Origin of the sequence: Pseudochrobactrum mosebachae (assembly GCF_048914685.1) — a bacterium.
Classification (GTDB): domain Bacteria; phylum Pseudomonadota; class Alphaproteobacteria; order Rhizobiales; family Rhizobiaceae; genus Pseudochrobactrum.
Window position 1 is genome coordinate 1,878,054 of sequence record NZ_CP128408.1, and the last position, 13,810, is coordinate 1,891,863.

The following is a 13,810-nucleotide window of genomic DNA, read 5'->3' on the forward strand; positions in this document are numbered from 1 at the left end:
ACTGAAATCAGCTTGACGGCAAGGGCTGTTTTAACTATAGAAACCCGACTTTCCCAATAGGCCGCTGTCCGATATTGCGCGCCGTGACATCTGCAATCTCACGATTGTAATGTCTCAAGCGAAGACGATATCGGGTATTTGTGCCGGGGCCTGAAACAGAATTTTGAAGGTGAGACCAATGTCCCGCGCTTGTGAACTGACCGGTAAAGCGGTCCTGTACGGCAATAATGTAAGCCACGCGAACAACAAGTCGCGTCGTCGTTACCTGCCAAATCTTTGCAATGTAACCCTGATGTCCGATGCAATGGGCCAGAGCTACAGCCTGCGTGTATCTGCACACGCACTTCGCTCAGTTGAGCATCGCGGTGGTCTGGATGCATTCCTTGCCAAGGCTTCTGACAATGAATTGTCACAGCGCGTGCGTTTGCTCAAGCGTCAGGTTTCCAAGAAGCTTGCTGAAGCAGCAGCTGCTTAATTTGCCTGAGCTCATAATTTAATTTGCTTAAGGCCGGTTTATCCGGCCTTTTTGCTGGTTCCATTACCCAGGATAAAAAAATGCCTACACAGCATAATTCCGCTTTCCAAGCGATGATCATTCCCGTTTTGGCCATGTGTGCGGCCGTTGCCGCCTCCAATATTCTTGTGCAATATCCGGTCCATTATTTCGGACTGCAGGATATTCTCACATATGGTGCGTTTACCTATCCGTTTGCTTTTCTTGTCAATGACCTTACCAATCGCCGGTTTGGCCCTGTAGCTGCCCGCAGGGTGGTGTATGCCGGTTTTGCGCTGGGTGTTATCATGTCGGTGTGGCTTGCCAGTCCGCGGCTGGCTATTGCCTCAGGAAGCGCCTTTCTTTTTGCGCAACTGCTTGATATCAGCGTGTTTAGCCGTTTGCGCCGTATGCGTTGGTGGAAGGCGCCGCTTGCCGCCGCTCTTTGCGGCTCGGTGCTGGATACAATCCTGTTCTTCTCGCTGGCTTTTGCAGCGCCATTCAGTGTGCTGGATACAGCTTTTGGTCTGGCTGACGGCTCTCTGACAGATCAGGTGCAGATGTTTGGTGCGATTGTGCCGTTGTGGTTGTCGCTGGCTCTGGGTGATTTCGGCGTCAAAGTGATTATGAGCCTGATCATGCTGGTGCCTTATGGCGCGATTCTTGCGCTGTTTGCGCCGTCGGTTTATGCGGCTGGCAAAACACAAAATACCCGTAACGATTAAAATCTTAGATTAAACCATTTCGCCATCAAACCGGATAAGTTTGATGGCGAAATAATAATATGATTATAGCTGTTATTTGCGGCGGGATTTTTTAGGCTGATCCTGATCTTCAAACAGCGATGCCAGCTGTTCGGTCATGGCACCTGCCAGTTCTTCAGCATCAACAATCGTAACGGCACGCTGGTAATAGCGGGTCACATCATGGCCGATACCAATAGCAATCAGCTCAATCGGTGAGCGGTTTTCGATCTCATCAATCACAGCGCGCAAATGCCGTTCCAGATAATTGCCGGGATTAACCGACAGGGTCGAATCATCCACCGGTGCACCATCAGAAATCACCATCAGAATTTTGCGCTGTTCAGAGCGGGCGAGCAGGCGGCTATGCGCCCACATCAGCGCTTCACCGTCGATGTTCTCTTTGAGCAGGCCTTCGCGCATCATCAGGCCGAGATTGCGTCGTGCACGACGCCAAGGCGCATCAGCGCTTTTATATACAATATGGCGCAGATCATTCAGACGGCCCGGCTGCGCTGGCTTGCCGCGCTCCAGCCATGCTTCACGCGACTGCCCGCCTTTCCACGCTTTGGTGGTGAAGCCGAGAATCTCGACCTTCACACCACAACGCTCCAGCGTGCGGGCAAGAATATCGGCGCAGGTTGCAGCAACGGTAATCGGGCGTCCACGCATAGAACCGGAATTGTCGATAATCAAGCTGACAACCGTATCGCGGAAATTGGTATCACGCTCCGTTTTAAAGGAGAGCGGCTGGGATGGGTCAACCACCACACGCACCAGACGGGCGCTGTCGAGATAACCTTCTTCCAGATCAAACAGCCATGAGCGGTTTTGCTGCGCCATCAGGCGGCGTTGCAAACGGTTGGCCAAGCGGCCGACCACGCCTTGCAGGTTCGCAAGTTGTTTATCGAGAAAACCGCGCAGGCGTTCGAGTTCCGCTTCATCACAGAGATCAGTTGCTTCAACGATCTCGTCAAATTCGCGGGTGAAAATCTTATAATCATTTTGCTTGTCGAAATCACCGAAAGGCTGGCTTGACCGTCGCGCTTCCCCTGGTGTTTCAGCATCTTCTTCCTCGCCGTCATCCGCATCTTCATAGGCTGCGTCTTCAGCTTCAAGGTCGCCGCGCTCACGGTCATCATTGGTATCTTCAGAGCTGTCACCGTCACCGGACTGGTTTTCAGCATCTTCTTCTGAAGAGCCTTCCTGTGATTCTTCAGGATCAGCCTGCTCTTCCTGCTGGCTTTCCTCGTCATCACTCTCTGACGGTTCAGCCAGTTCTTCTGCCATATCCAGTGCCACCAGCATTTCACGCACAAGGCGGGCAAAATCCTGTTGGCTGTTGAGGCGGTCAGTCAAATTATCAAGGCTGGTACCGGCTTTTTCTTCAATCCAGTCGCGCCATAGCTCAACCACATTACCGGCCTGCATAGGCGGGCGATAGCCGGTGAGCTTTTCACGCACCAGAAGCGAAATCGCCTCTTCAATCGGTGCGTCATCACGCGAGGTAATGGCAGAATAATTGGCACGGCTATATTTATCGGCCAGCATTGAAGAGATGTTTTGTGCCATGCCGGCCATAGCCAAAGTGCCTATAGCCTCAACGCGCGCCTGTTCAACGGCGTCATAAATAGCACGTGCCTGGCTCCCTTGCGGTGCCAGCTGCGCATGAATGCGCGGATCGTGGCGGGCATGGCGCAATGCCATGGAATCGCCAAGACCACGAATAATCGCAATGTCGTCGGGTGTCGGGCGTTTTGGCAGATCCGGCAGACGGGCATGATTGCCGGTCAGTGCCGGACGGTCATGGCTAAAGCCGACCTCAAACTCATTGCTGCCGGCAATAGCACGGACACAGGCGGTTACCGCACGCTTGAAAGGCTCGGAATCGACCGGACCTTTGGGACGTTCGCGTATATTATCGCCTGGGCCTGCCATGATAAAACTGCCTTATACCAGAAAAACTTAACCTGACTTCGGGGTGTTTTTAACCAAACACCACATTAACCGCTGATTCCGGTAATTCCTGACCGAAAGCACGCTGGTAGAACTCGGCAACGATGGACCGTTCCAATTCGTCGCATTTATTCAGGAAGGTTAAGCGGAATGCAAAGCCGACATCATTGAAAATATTGGCATTTTCAGACCATGTGATGACTGTACGCGGGCTCATAACAGTCGACAGATCGCCATTGATGAAAGCCTGACGGGTCATATCAGCAACGCGTACCATTTTCGACACGATCTCGCGGCCCTCTGCATTTTGATAATGCTTGGACTTGGCAAGAATGATCGCAACTTCATTGTCATGCGGCAGATAGTTCAGCGTGGTCACAATCGACCAACGATCCATTTGTGCCTGATTGATCTGCTGGGTGCCATGGTAAAGACCGGTTGTATCACCAAGGCCAACTGTATTTGCGGTTGCAAACAGGCGGAAAGCCGGGTGCGGATTGATAACGCGGCTCTGATCAAGCAAAGTCAGGCGGCCTGATGCTTCCAGCACGCGCTGGATAACAAACATCACATCCGGACGACCGGCATCATATTCATCAAATACCAGAGCCACATTGTTCTGATAGGCCCATGGCAGAATGCCGTCTTTAAACTCGGTGATCTGCATACCGTCTTTTACAACAATAGCATCTTTACCGACCAGATCGATACGGCTGACATGGCTGTCGAGATTGACACGAACACATGGCCAGTTCAGACGCGCAGCAACTTGCTCAATATGGGTGGATTTACCGGTACCGTGATAGCCGGAAACCATAACGCGGCGATTATAGGCAAAACCTGCAAGAATGGCCAAGGTTGTCTGGCGGTCAAAAATATAATCCGGATCAGTTTCCGGTACATGACCGCTTTTGCTGCTATAGGCGGGCACTTCAAGATCGGAATCAATCCCGAACACGTCACGCACCGATACAGTTGTGTCCGGCATATTGTTTATGTCGCGATCAACCTTGTTCATCATGCCTCCTGAGCGGTTTTGCCAACCGCTATATCATCACTTGTTTAATGGCCGTGTTTTGAAAAAGACGCAAAAGGGCGAAAACTACTTGCTCCCGATTTTCCCCGTTGTTCCCGAAACATTTAAGCTTGTTTAGCAAAAACCTGCGGTCTTTAGCAATTGATAAGCTTGCACAACTTCACGGAATCGTTCTTCCGAGCCGCGATCGCCGCCATTGGCGTCAGGGTGATGCTGCTTTACCAGCTCTTTGTAGCGCGCTTTGATGGCGTCGCTGGTCGAATTTGCCGCAATGCCGAGTGTGACAAAAGCTTTGGATTCGAGCGGGCGCGGGCGTCTTGTTGGTGTTGCGGCTTCAGCGCGGGCCTTGGTTTGCTCAAACAGATTGAGCGGATCACGAATCTTATTGTGATAGGCTGCGGTGCCGGAGCGAATACGGGCAAATTGCGGTGCCGACTGGCGCGACGTGGTGTTTTTCGTCGTGGTCCATGTCGGGCGGTCGCCCACAGCCGCATTCTTCTGGAACTTGGCGATTTCTTCATCGCTGAGCCCTGCAAAAGCGTTAAAATTCTTATTATATTCCCGCACGTGATTAATGCAGAAATGCAGATATAAACCTTCACGCGCACCACCCGCTGGGGCTTTATGCGTTCCGGTTTCTTCGCAACCCTCCCACTGGCACTGAGGGCCTGCGGCTTTTTTTTCTTCCTTGCGGGAGCGGATGCGGATGCTGTCGAAAAATTTTGAATTGGTTGTCATGATATCAATATTACGGGGTCATATCTGGTTATACAAGAATTGACATTTCACGAAGCGTGACTGTTGCCGGGAAGGCAGAGAATCGACGCAGACGTGAAGTTGGAATTTTGCCTCATTGTGTATACCCTAAGGGCAACCAATGCGCATAACAGAGTCCCTATATGGGGGCAGGAGATCAGAATGTCTATTCCTTTGACGCGACAACAGCGGATTACCGCAAAACTGAGTGATGCTTTTCAGCCGGAGTTGCTTGATGTCATCAATGAGAGCCATCTGCATGCCGGTCATCACCATACTGATGGCGGCCATGAAGAAGTTTTTGACGGATCGGGTGAAACACATTACCGCGTTATTATTGTGGCAGATGCATTTACAGGTCTGAGCCGTGTTGACCGACATCGTGCGATTAACGCATTGATGGACGAAGAGCTGCATTCAGGCCTGCATGCGCTGGCGTTGGAGCCAAGTGCGCCGGGTGAGCCGACCCGCCGCAAGCAGAAGACAGCCTGATATGACGATGATCAAACGGCAGCACTGATATTGCTGTCGTTTGATCAATTATGCCAGTTTTTCACGCAAGAAGGCTTCAACATCAGCAGCGGCGATATCTTTGGCAATAAAGGACTGGCCGAGGCCGCGGGTCAAAATGAAGGTCAGCGATCCGCGTGACACTTTCTTATCCTGCGCAATATAGGACATCAGCACATCTGCTGATGGCAGTCCGGCAATGTCTTTCATCGAGACCGGCAGACCGACAGCGCGCAAATGCGTTTCAACGCGTGCAGCAATATCATCAGATATCAGGCCAAGGCGGGCCGAGAACTGGTGTGCCAGCACCATGCCGATGGCAACTGCCTCACCATGCACAAGGCGGGACGAATCATAATTGGTTGCGGTTTCAAGCGCATGGCCGAATGTGTGACCGAGATTGAGCAATGCGCGGTCGCCGGTTTCCCGCTCATCGCGGGCAACAACGGCTGCTTTGGCGCGGCACGAAGTGGCAATGGCATATTGGCGCGCATGGCCGCCTGCAAATACTGCCTGCCAGTTTGATTCCAGCCAAGCAAAGAAGTCAGGCCGATCAATCAGGCCGTATTTGGCAACTTCCGCATAGCCTGCAATAAATTCTCGCTTGGTCAAAGTGTTGAGCACATCAGTATCAGCCAGCACCAGTTGCGGCTGGTTGAATACGCCAACAAGATTTTTGCCGTAACCGGTATTGATGCCGGTTTTACCGCCAACAGACGAATCGACCTGCGCCAGCAGCGAGGTTGGAATTTGAATAAAATTCATGCCACGGCGCACAATGCCGGCAACAAACCCTGCCAGATCACCAATCACACCGCCACCCAATGCAATCACTGCATCGCCACGCTCCAAGCGGGCTTTCAGGATTTCATTGGTGACTTTTTCTAAAGTTTCAAAACCTTTGGATTTTTCACCGGCAGCAACGACCACCGGTGTTGCATGAATACCAGCCTGCTGCAGTGACGCAATCAGCGGCTGTAAGTGCACCTGCTCAAGATTGCTATCAGTAACAATTGCTGCACGTATGCCGGGCAAGCGGCTGGCAATCTCCTGACCGGCACGCGCTATAAGGCCGCTGCCAATCAAAATGTCGTAAGAGCGGTCACCCAATGAAACATGCACGGTTTCAGTTTCAAGGTGGTTTGCAGTCTCAGGAGCAGATGTCATAGGCGGGTACTCTTTGATTAAAAGTCAGATTGTAGCGTGCTCAGCCTGCCGCAAATGGTCGATCAGTAACGTGATCACTTCTTGCGCAATCACTTCACGCTTTTCATCGCGGGACATGATGCTGATATCTGCTGTTTCATAGACAGGATAACGTTCTGTCATCAGCTTCTGCATCACAGCGCGGGGATCTGCATTTTTTAACAGCGGGCGATCCTGACGGCGTAATACGCGCTCCATCAGCACATCAAGCTCGGCATTGAGCCACACCGATATGCCTGTTTCAGCAATGCTCTCACGGGTTTGTTCATTCATGAACGCGCCGCCGCCGGTTGCCAGTATCATCGGGCCGCCTTCAAGCAAGCGCTGCATAACGCGGCGTTCAAGGTCACGAAACTCCGGCTCGCCATAGGAGGCGAACAACTCGGTCACGCTCATACGGGAGATGTTTTCGATTTCGGTATCAAGATCGAAAAACGGCAAATCGAGCAATGCGGCCATCTTTTTACCGATGGTGGATTTACCCGCTCCCATAAGACCAACCAGCACAACAGGGCGCTTGCCGAGATAGGCTTTGAGTTCATCAGACTGTTGACGCAGATCAGACCGGTCAGAGTTTTTATGTAGGTTCGGCATCGTCTTCTTCTCATGACGGTGCTTCCGTTTGAAACACTTCGTTTAAGTCAATCGCTTTTGCTCGGCAGCTTGTCAAGAAAGATCAGCTGTTTTTATCTCCGACACTCTGTTATGCGCGCGCTATATTGGCTGGTGCCTGATGGTTGGCGACTGCGCGGATGTGCCCCAAAAGATATTAAGCGCGCGGATGCGCCCCAAAAGATACTAAGCGCGCGGATGCGCGCGGTCATAAATCTCCAGCAGGCGGTCTGTATCAACACCGGTATAGACCTGTGTGGTGGAAAGGCTGGCATGGCCGAGCAGTTCCTGAATGGTGCGCAGATCACCGCCGCGTGCCAGCAGATGCGTGGCAAAAGAGTGGCGCAGCGCATGGGGTGTGGCGGTTTCCGGCAGGTTGAGCGCGCTGCGCATTTTTTGCATTTCACGCTGGATGATACCTGCCTGCAGCGGGCCGCCTTTGGCGCCGCGAAACAAGGGGGCACTATTGCCCAGCACATAGGGGCAAAGCTTGCGATAATCGGCAATAGCGTTGTGCACTACCGGCAGCAAAGGCACCATACGGCTTTTGCCGCCTTTGCCGAGGATTGTCAGGGAGCGGGCAGTAGGATCAGCTACAGTATCCGGTGTTAAGGCCAGTGCTTCCGATATTCGCAGGCCGCAACCATAGAGCAATGTGAGGACGGCGGCATTGCGAGCAGCAATCCATGGTTCTTCAGCCAGTTGCTGCTGTGCTTGCACTACGCGCAGAGCTGCATCAGCCGTTAGTGGTTTGGGCAAGGATTTGGGCTGGCGGGGCGCGCGGATGGCGCTTGCGCCGGCTGCATTGGCAAGCCCCTGCTTTTCGAGATAGCGCAACAGCGAGCGCACACCAGCAAGGCCGCGCCCGAGTGTACGGGCACCGGCGCCGTCATTGCGGCGCGATGCCAGATAGGAACGCAAATCTGCAACCCGCAAGCCTGATACATCTTTAAGCGCTGGTGGTTGGCTGAGATGACCGGTCATAAATTGCAGGAACTGGCGCGTATCCCGCTCATAGGCATCTAATGTATGGTCTGCCAGCCTGCGGCTGTTGCGCAATGAGCCGAGCCATTCCTGCCGCGCTGCGTTTAAATCGGGTGCAGCGATGACCAGAAACTCTGTTTTTGTATGGTCGGATTTGGCGCCTTGCATTGTTTTAAAAATGTCCGGTTCGGGTTATAAGTCAGTTACAGCTTCTCACACACCGGTTACGGAAGCGTTGCACGGATGTGAAAGCGCAATAAAAGGTTTTTCTTGGCCTTTGGTGCAGGATTGTTTAAGGCAAAAGCCATCATATAATTTACTGCTCTTGTTTCTTAAGGCAGGCTCATTGCCGCCGCAGTTTAAGGTTTTTCATGTCTTCTCAGAAAAAAGGCAACCAGCCGCCGGTTGCAAATCTTGATAATCCTGTTCAGCTCGCTGTTATTGGCGCGGCGCATGGCATCAAAGGGGAAGTGCGGGTTAAAACCTATACAGGCGACCCGCTTGATCTTGGCTCATATGGCTTGCTGTATGATGCCGCCGGAAAATCATATGAAATTTTATCTATTCGCCCAAGCAAAACGGTGGTGGTGGTGCGGTTTGCCGATGTTGACGACCGCAATGCCGCTGAAGCGCTGAATGGTACAGAGCTCTATGTTGATCACGGGCAATTGCCGCAAGACCTTGATGAGGACGAGTTTTATTATACCGATCTGATCGGCCTTGAAGTGCGTGACGCTGAGGGTGGCATTTATGGCAAGGTGTCATCGGTGTTCAATTTTGGCGGTGGTGATGTGCTTGAGATTAAAGACAGCGGGAAAAAGCCGGTTCTGATCCCGTTCACGCTGATCTCGGTGCCGGTGATCGTAATGGCCGACGGATATATTATTATTGATCCATTGGCGGCTGGCCTTGTTGATGATGGCTCCTCCTCGAGTGATGAAGACGGCTTTGAGGGTGAAGGATCGGATGCAGATGCTGAAGCGGGTTTAGATGCTGATGATGACGGATGGGTGCGGTAATGGTGTTTAAAGCATCTGTTCTGACGCTTTATCCGGAGATGTTTCCGGGGCCTTTGGGAGCCGCATTGGCCGGTCGTGCCCTGCGCGATGATAAATGGCAGCTGGAAACCGTACAGATCCGTGATTTTGCGCCAGATAAACACCGCATGGTTGATGACACGCCTGCCGGTGGCAGTGCCGGTATGGTGATGAAGCCTGATGTGGTGGCAAGGGCTTTGGACAGTCTTGAGCAGGATAATCGCCCGCGCATTCTGATGAGCCCGCGTGGACGCCCGCTGACACAGGAGTTGGTGCGTGAACTTGCCAAAGGTGAGGGTGCCGTGATTCTCTGCGGCCGCTTTGAAGGTGTTGACGAACGTGTGATCGAAGCGCGTAATCTGATGGAAGTTTCTGTTGGTGATTATATTCTCTCCGGTGGTGAAACCGGTGCGCTGGTGTTGCTCGATGCTATTGTGCGGTTAATTCCGGGCGTAATGGGCAATCAGGAATCGGGTGAGACAGAAAGTTTTGAGACCGGATTGCTTGAGCACCCGCATTATACCCGTCCGCAGGAATGGGAAGGACGCACCATCCCTGCGATTTTGACCTCCGGTAATCACAAGGCCGTGGATCAATGGCGGCTGGAGCAAGCAAAGCGTGTTACCAGCGAGCGGCGCCCTGACTTATGGCAAGCCTATCAGGCGAAGAAGGTTTAGCAGCAGCACTGTGCCTCGTTGTTTAAAACGGGCGATGCTGTGCAGACGACGGTTGATTTGCGCAGACGATGGTTGATTCATGTGGGGGAATGGTGTATTGCCGCCTCACATTTCAAGATTTTCCTGAAATATCTAATCAATAGCCTGAAATCAAAGAGTAGTGAAACCGCTCCTGCATGAACTGCATAGCATGACAGCACAGACTGATATGCAAGTGATGAGCGCTCTGACTGTTCGAGAAGAATCAGAAGGATAATTATTATGAACATTATTAAGCAGCTTGAAGCTGAACAGATCGCAAAAATCTCTGAAAAGCGCGTTTTGCCTGATTTTGGTGCCGGTGACAATGTTCGCGTTCTCGTACGCGTAACAGAAGGCACACGTACACGTGTACAGGCCTATGAAGGCGTGTGCATTGCCCGTTCAGGTGGTGGTCTGCAGGAAAGCTTCACCGTTCGTAAGATTTCTTACGGCGAAGGCGTAGAACGTGTATTCCCGGTTTATTCGCCAATGGTTGAAGGCGTTGAAGTTGTTCGTCGCGGTAAAGTCCGTCGTGCGAAACTTTACTACCTGCGTGGCCTCACCGGTAAGGCTGCCCGTATCGTTGAGAAAAAAGACAATCGCTCGAAAGCTGAGCGTGAAGCTGACAAGCGCGCTGCAGAGCGTGATGCGGCTGCTGCTAAAGCTGCAAAGTAATTTTTGCAGATTGCGATTGCAATTTCTGATTGATAAGGGCGGCCGTAAGGTCGCCCTTTTCTTTTTGCAAACATATTAAACCGCTTTGGTAATAATCTTGCTGCGACACCCTGTTACGCTTGTCATTTCTTGACGAAATCGCGCGACAGGTGCATATGGAGCATAATAATTTTAGTATTGCAGCCGGAAGGAGCCAGTTGGGGCAGGCGGCTGTAAGAACAGTTCAAAGGACGTAGACTATGAGCGCGCCGCGTACACTTTATGACAAGATCTGGGACGATCATCTGGTGGATCAACAGGACGATGGTACCTGTCTTCTCTATATTGACCGTCATCTTGTGCATGAAGTGACAAGCCCGCAGGCTTTTGAAGGCCTGCGCATGACCGGCCGCAAAGTTCGTCATCCTGAGCGCACTCTGGCTGTTGTTGATCATAATATTCCGACCTCGGCTGATCGTCTTGAAGGCATCAAGAACGAAGAAAGCCGTATTCAGGTTGAAGCGCTGGCTAAAAATGCGGCCGAGTTCGGTGTGGAATATTATTCCGAGCGCGATAAGCGTCAGGGTATTGTGCATATTGTCGGGCCGGAGCAGGGCTTCACGTTGCCGGGCATGACCATTGTTTGCGGTGATAGCCATACATCGACCCACGGCGCTTTCGGTGCTTTGGCACATGGTATCGGCACCTCCGAGGTCGAACATGTGCTGGCCACCCAAACACTGATTCAGAAAAAAGCCAAAAACATGCTGGTGCAGGTTAATGGTAAATTGCCGGATGGCGTGACTGCAAAAGATATTATTCTGGCAATCATTGGTGAAATCGGCACGGCAGGCGGTACCGGTTATGTGATCGAATATGCCGGTGATGCGATTGAAGCTTTGTCGATGGAAGGTCGTATGACCATCTGTAATATGTCGATTGAAGGTGGTGCGCGCGCTGGCTTGATTGCGCCTGACATCAAAACATTTGAATATATTACCGGTAAGCCGCGTGCACCGCAGGGTGAAAACCTCGAAAAAGCCATTCGCTATTGGAAAACACTGCAGACCGATGAAGGTGCGCATTTTGACAAGGTTGTGGTGCTTGATGCCGCTGCATTGCCGCCGATCGTTTCATGGGGTTCTTCACCGGAAGACGTGGTGGCAATCACCGGTATTGTGCCAAATCCAGATGATATTGCGGATGAAACCAAGCGTGCCTCCAAGCAGCGCGCACTGGAATATATGGGGCTGACTGCAGGCACAAAAATCGAAGATATTGCGATTGACCGCGTTTTCATCGGTTCCTGCACCAATGGTCGCATTGAAGATCTGCGTGAAGTTGCCAAGGTTGTTGAAGGCCGTCAGGTTGCCTCAACAGTGAGCGCAATGATTGTGCCGGGCTCAGGTTTGGTGAAAGAACAGGCGGAAGCTGAAGGTCTTGATGTCATTTTCAAGGCTGCCGGATTTGACTGGCGCGAGCCTGGCTGTTCAATGTGTCTGGCAATGAATGATGACCGTCTGAAGCCGGGTGAGCGTTGTGCATCGACGTCAAACCGTAACTTTGAAGGCCGTCAGGGCTTTAAAGGTCGCACGCATCTGGTCTCGCCTGCTATGGCGGCCGCTGCTGCAATTAAAGGCCATTTCACGGATATTCGTAACTGGAAATAATCCGGCCTTATTCTGATTGAAATTAAAACCCGCCCATTGCGTATAATCAATGTGGCGGGTTTTTGATTTTTGCTAGAAATAATATTGATTATGCTGGTTTTTAAAAAAGAAGCAGATAGTCTGGTGTTATTCGGATGAAGAGGGCCACATGACACAAGATCACGCTATTGATATTACATTGCTGCATCTGCGTGATGCCCGTGAACTCGCGCCGTTGCTGGCAGCTTATGCACAAGCGCTCAAGCGTGGTGCTCCCCGACGTCCCGATGAATATTATGCTGAAAAATTGTTGCAGGACCGCAGTGCTGAATTGCTAGGCGCCCGTATCGATGGAGTTCTGGTCGGATTTGTGATTTTTTATGATCTGCCGGAGCCGATATCAGGTATGCGCGCAGGTCAGGTTGACCATATTTATGTGCATCATGATCACCGTAAAAAAGGCATTGCCAAAGCACTGATTGATGTGCTGGCCGATAAGGCAGAAGAGCGGACATGGAGCAGGCTTGCGCTCAACGCCCCGCGCCAGCCTGAAGACGGCCGCAAGCTCTATGAGCAGGTTGCGGCAACGGCTGATTGGAACAGTTTTGTGATTCGCTTTGCCCCGCATCTATGAAAACCAAACTTAAAGGCGTCTTGAAGCTGAGTTTTCATGATGTTTCGCCTTTGTCAGGATTTTATTTTTACGGCTGACAGCTCAATATATAGCGCATAAAACCGTTTAAAACGTCATCTGGCTGTTCAGGTGCGACTAATTGCATGGCTGGTCGCGCTGTTGTGACTTTGACGTTACCGCAAAACCGCAGTAGATAAGCCTTAACATGGTCGTCCTTTAAACGATCTTGGCCGTTTTCGCTCTACTGTGTTTGCGCGACCGCTTGGCGGCGTGTCTTTATACAGCATGTTTAATGACAGAGTGTTTTTGTATGTTGCGGTTGATGCAGCATACAAAAACACTCTGTTGGGCATGAACAGACCACACTATGCCGGAGTTCCGGCTTGTTTGCCGGTGGCCTGTTTATCGGTAACATTTACCAGGATAGCTATGACAACAAGACCTATAGTCAAAAGCCAGCGTCCGCTGTCACCGCATTTGTCGATTTACAAACCGGCAATCACGATGACAACGTCGATTATTCATCGCATTACCGGTGGTGCACTGTATTTTGGTACATTGCTGCTCGCCGCATGGCTGATTTCCGCAGCGGTCAGTGAAGACTGCTTTAATTTCATAAATGGCCTGTTCGGCTCATGGCTCGGTCTGCTTGTGTTGTTTGGTTACACATGGGCACTGATGCAGCATCTGGCCGGTGGTATTCGTCACTTCATTTGGGATATGGGCGCAGGGCTTGAAAAGCATACTGCGAGCAAGATTGCCTGGGCGACAGTGGTGTTTTCTGTGGTTGCGACAATCCTGATCTGGGTTGTAGCGCTGAGCCTGCGCTGAGAGGACAGACA

At 51.7% G+C, this 13,810-nt stretch carries 15 protein-coding genes; 9 read left to right on the top strand and 6 right to left on the bottom strand.

What is annotated here, in order from left to right; translation table 11 throughout:
* Window positions 1-178: 178 nt before the first annotated feature.
* Together rpmB and MP213Fo_RS08590 are read left to right on the top strand one after the other, a co-directional pair.
* Complete coding sequence (rpmB, locus tag MP213Fo_RS08585) at window positions 179-475, top strand: 50S ribosomal protein L28 (RefSeq protein ID WP_421088634.1); 297 nt, start codon at window positions 179-181, stop codon at window positions 473-475.
* An 80-nt stretch (window positions 476-555) separates the two neighbouring features.
* On the top strand, window positions 556-1,218 hold the full coding sequence (locus tag MP213Fo_RS08590; RefSeq protein ID WP_421088635.1) for a VUT family protein: 663 nt from the start codon (window positions 556-558) through the stop codon (window positions 1,216-1,218).
* Between the two features lie 72 nt (window positions 1,219-1,290).
* On the opposite strand, the gene cobT is transcribed toward MP213Fo_RS08590, so the two are convergent.
* From cobT to MP213Fo_RS08605, 3 genes are all read right to left on the bottom strand, one after another.
* A complete protein-coding gene (gene cobT / locus MP213Fo_RS08595) occupies window positions 1,291-3,174 on the bottom strand; it encodes a cobaltochelatase subunit CobT (RefSeq protein WP_421088636.1) in 1,884 nt (627 codons plus the stop codon).
* A gap of 49 nt (window positions 3,175-3,223) precedes the next feature.
* The gene (gene cobS, locus MP213Fo_RS08600) at window positions 3,224-4,210 is read right to left on the bottom strand and encodes a cobaltochelatase subunit CobS (RefSeq protein WP_421088637.1); all 987 of its coding nucleotides are present in this window, start codon (window positions 4,208-4,210) and stop codon (window positions 3,224-3,226) included.
* A gap of 132 nt (window positions 4,211-4,342) precedes the next feature.
* Entirely contained in the window at window positions 4,343-4,966 is a 624-nt protein-coding gene (locus tag MP213Fo_RS08605) for a DnaJ domain-containing protein (RefSeq protein ID WP_421088638.1), read from the bottom strand.
* A gap of 180 nt (window positions 4,967-5,146) precedes the next feature.
* Here MP213Fo_RS08605 and MP213Fo_RS08610 point away from each other — a divergent pair, with 180 nt between their 5' ends.
* Window positions 5,147-5,476, top strand: a complete 330-nt coding sequence (locus MP213Fo_RS08610) for a BolA family protein (RefSeq protein ID WP_421088639.1) — start codon at window positions 5,147-5,149, stop codon at window positions 5,474-5,476.
* A gap of 48 nt (window positions 5,477-5,524) precedes the next feature.
* On the opposite strand, the gene aroB is transcribed toward MP213Fo_RS08610, so the two are convergent.
* The 3 genes from aroB to MP213Fo_RS08625 form a co-directional block, all read right to left on the bottom strand.
* A complete protein-coding gene (aroB, locus tag MP213Fo_RS08615) occupies window positions 5,525-6,661 on the bottom strand; it encodes a 3-dehydroquinate synthase (RefSeq protein WP_421088640.1) in 1,137 nt (378 codons plus the stop codon).
* A 24-nt stretch (window positions 6,662-6,685) separates the two neighbouring features.
* The gene (locus tag MP213Fo_RS08620; protein ID WP_421088641.1) at window positions 6,686-7,294 is read right to left on the bottom strand and encodes a shikimate kinase; all 609 of its coding nucleotides are present in this window, start codon (window positions 7,292-7,294) and stop codon (window positions 6,686-6,688) included.
* 204 nt (window positions 7,295-7,498) lie between these two features.
* Complete coding sequence (locus tag MP213Fo_RS08625) at window positions 7,499-8,464, bottom strand: tyrosine recombinase XerC (protein WP_421088642.1); 966 nt, start codon at window positions 8,462-8,464, stop codon at window positions 7,499-7,501.
* A gap of 203 nt (window positions 8,465-8,667) precedes the next feature.
* Here MP213Fo_RS08625 and rimM point away from each other — a divergent pair, with 203 nt between their 5' ends.
* The 6 genes from rimM to sdhC all read left to right on the top strand — a co-directional run bounded on the left by rimM (window position 8,668) and on the right by sdhC (window position 13,799).
* Entirely contained in the window at window positions 8,668-9,315 is a 648-nt protein-coding gene (gene rimM / locus MP213Fo_RS08630) for a ribosome maturation factor RimM (RefSeq protein WP_421088643.1), read from the top strand.
* On the top strand, window positions 9,315-10,010 hold the full coding sequence (trmD, locus tag MP213Fo_RS08635; protein ID WP_421088644.1) for a tRNA (guanosine(37)-N1)-methyltransferase TrmD: 696 nt from the start codon (window positions 9,315-9,317) through the stop codon (window positions 10,008-10,010). The genes rimM and trmD overlap by 1 nt, the downstream gene beginning before the upstream one ends.
* Window positions 10,011-10,268: 258 nt before the next feature.
* Window positions 10,269-10,706 (top strand): 50S ribosomal protein L19, encoded by a 438-nt coding sequence (gene rplS, locus MP213Fo_RS08640; RefSeq protein ID WP_421091077.1) that lies wholly within the window; start codon window positions 10,269-10,271, stop codon window positions 10,704-10,706.
* A gap of 239 nt (window positions 10,707-10,945) precedes the next feature.
* Entirely contained in the window at window positions 10,946-12,355 is a 1,410-nt protein-coding gene (leuC, locus tag MP213Fo_RS08645) for a 3-isopropylmalate dehydratase large subunit (RefSeq protein ID WP_421088645.1), read from the top strand.
* Between the two features lie 148 nt (window positions 12,356-12,503).
* Window positions 12,504-12,968, top strand: coding sequence for a GNAT family N-acetyltransferase (locus MP213Fo_RS08650; protein ID WP_421088646.1), 465 nt, complete (start codon window positions 12,504-12,506; stop codon window positions 12,966-12,968).
* Between the two features lie 429 nt (window positions 12,969-13,397).
* Window positions 13,398-13,799, top strand: a complete 402-nt coding sequence (gene sdhC, locus MP213Fo_RS08655) for a succinate dehydrogenase, cytochrome b556 subunit (protein ID WP_421088647.1) — start codon at window positions 13,398-13,400, stop codon at window positions 13,797-13,799.
* The last annotated feature ends 11 nt before the right edge of the window (window positions 13,800-13,810 follow it).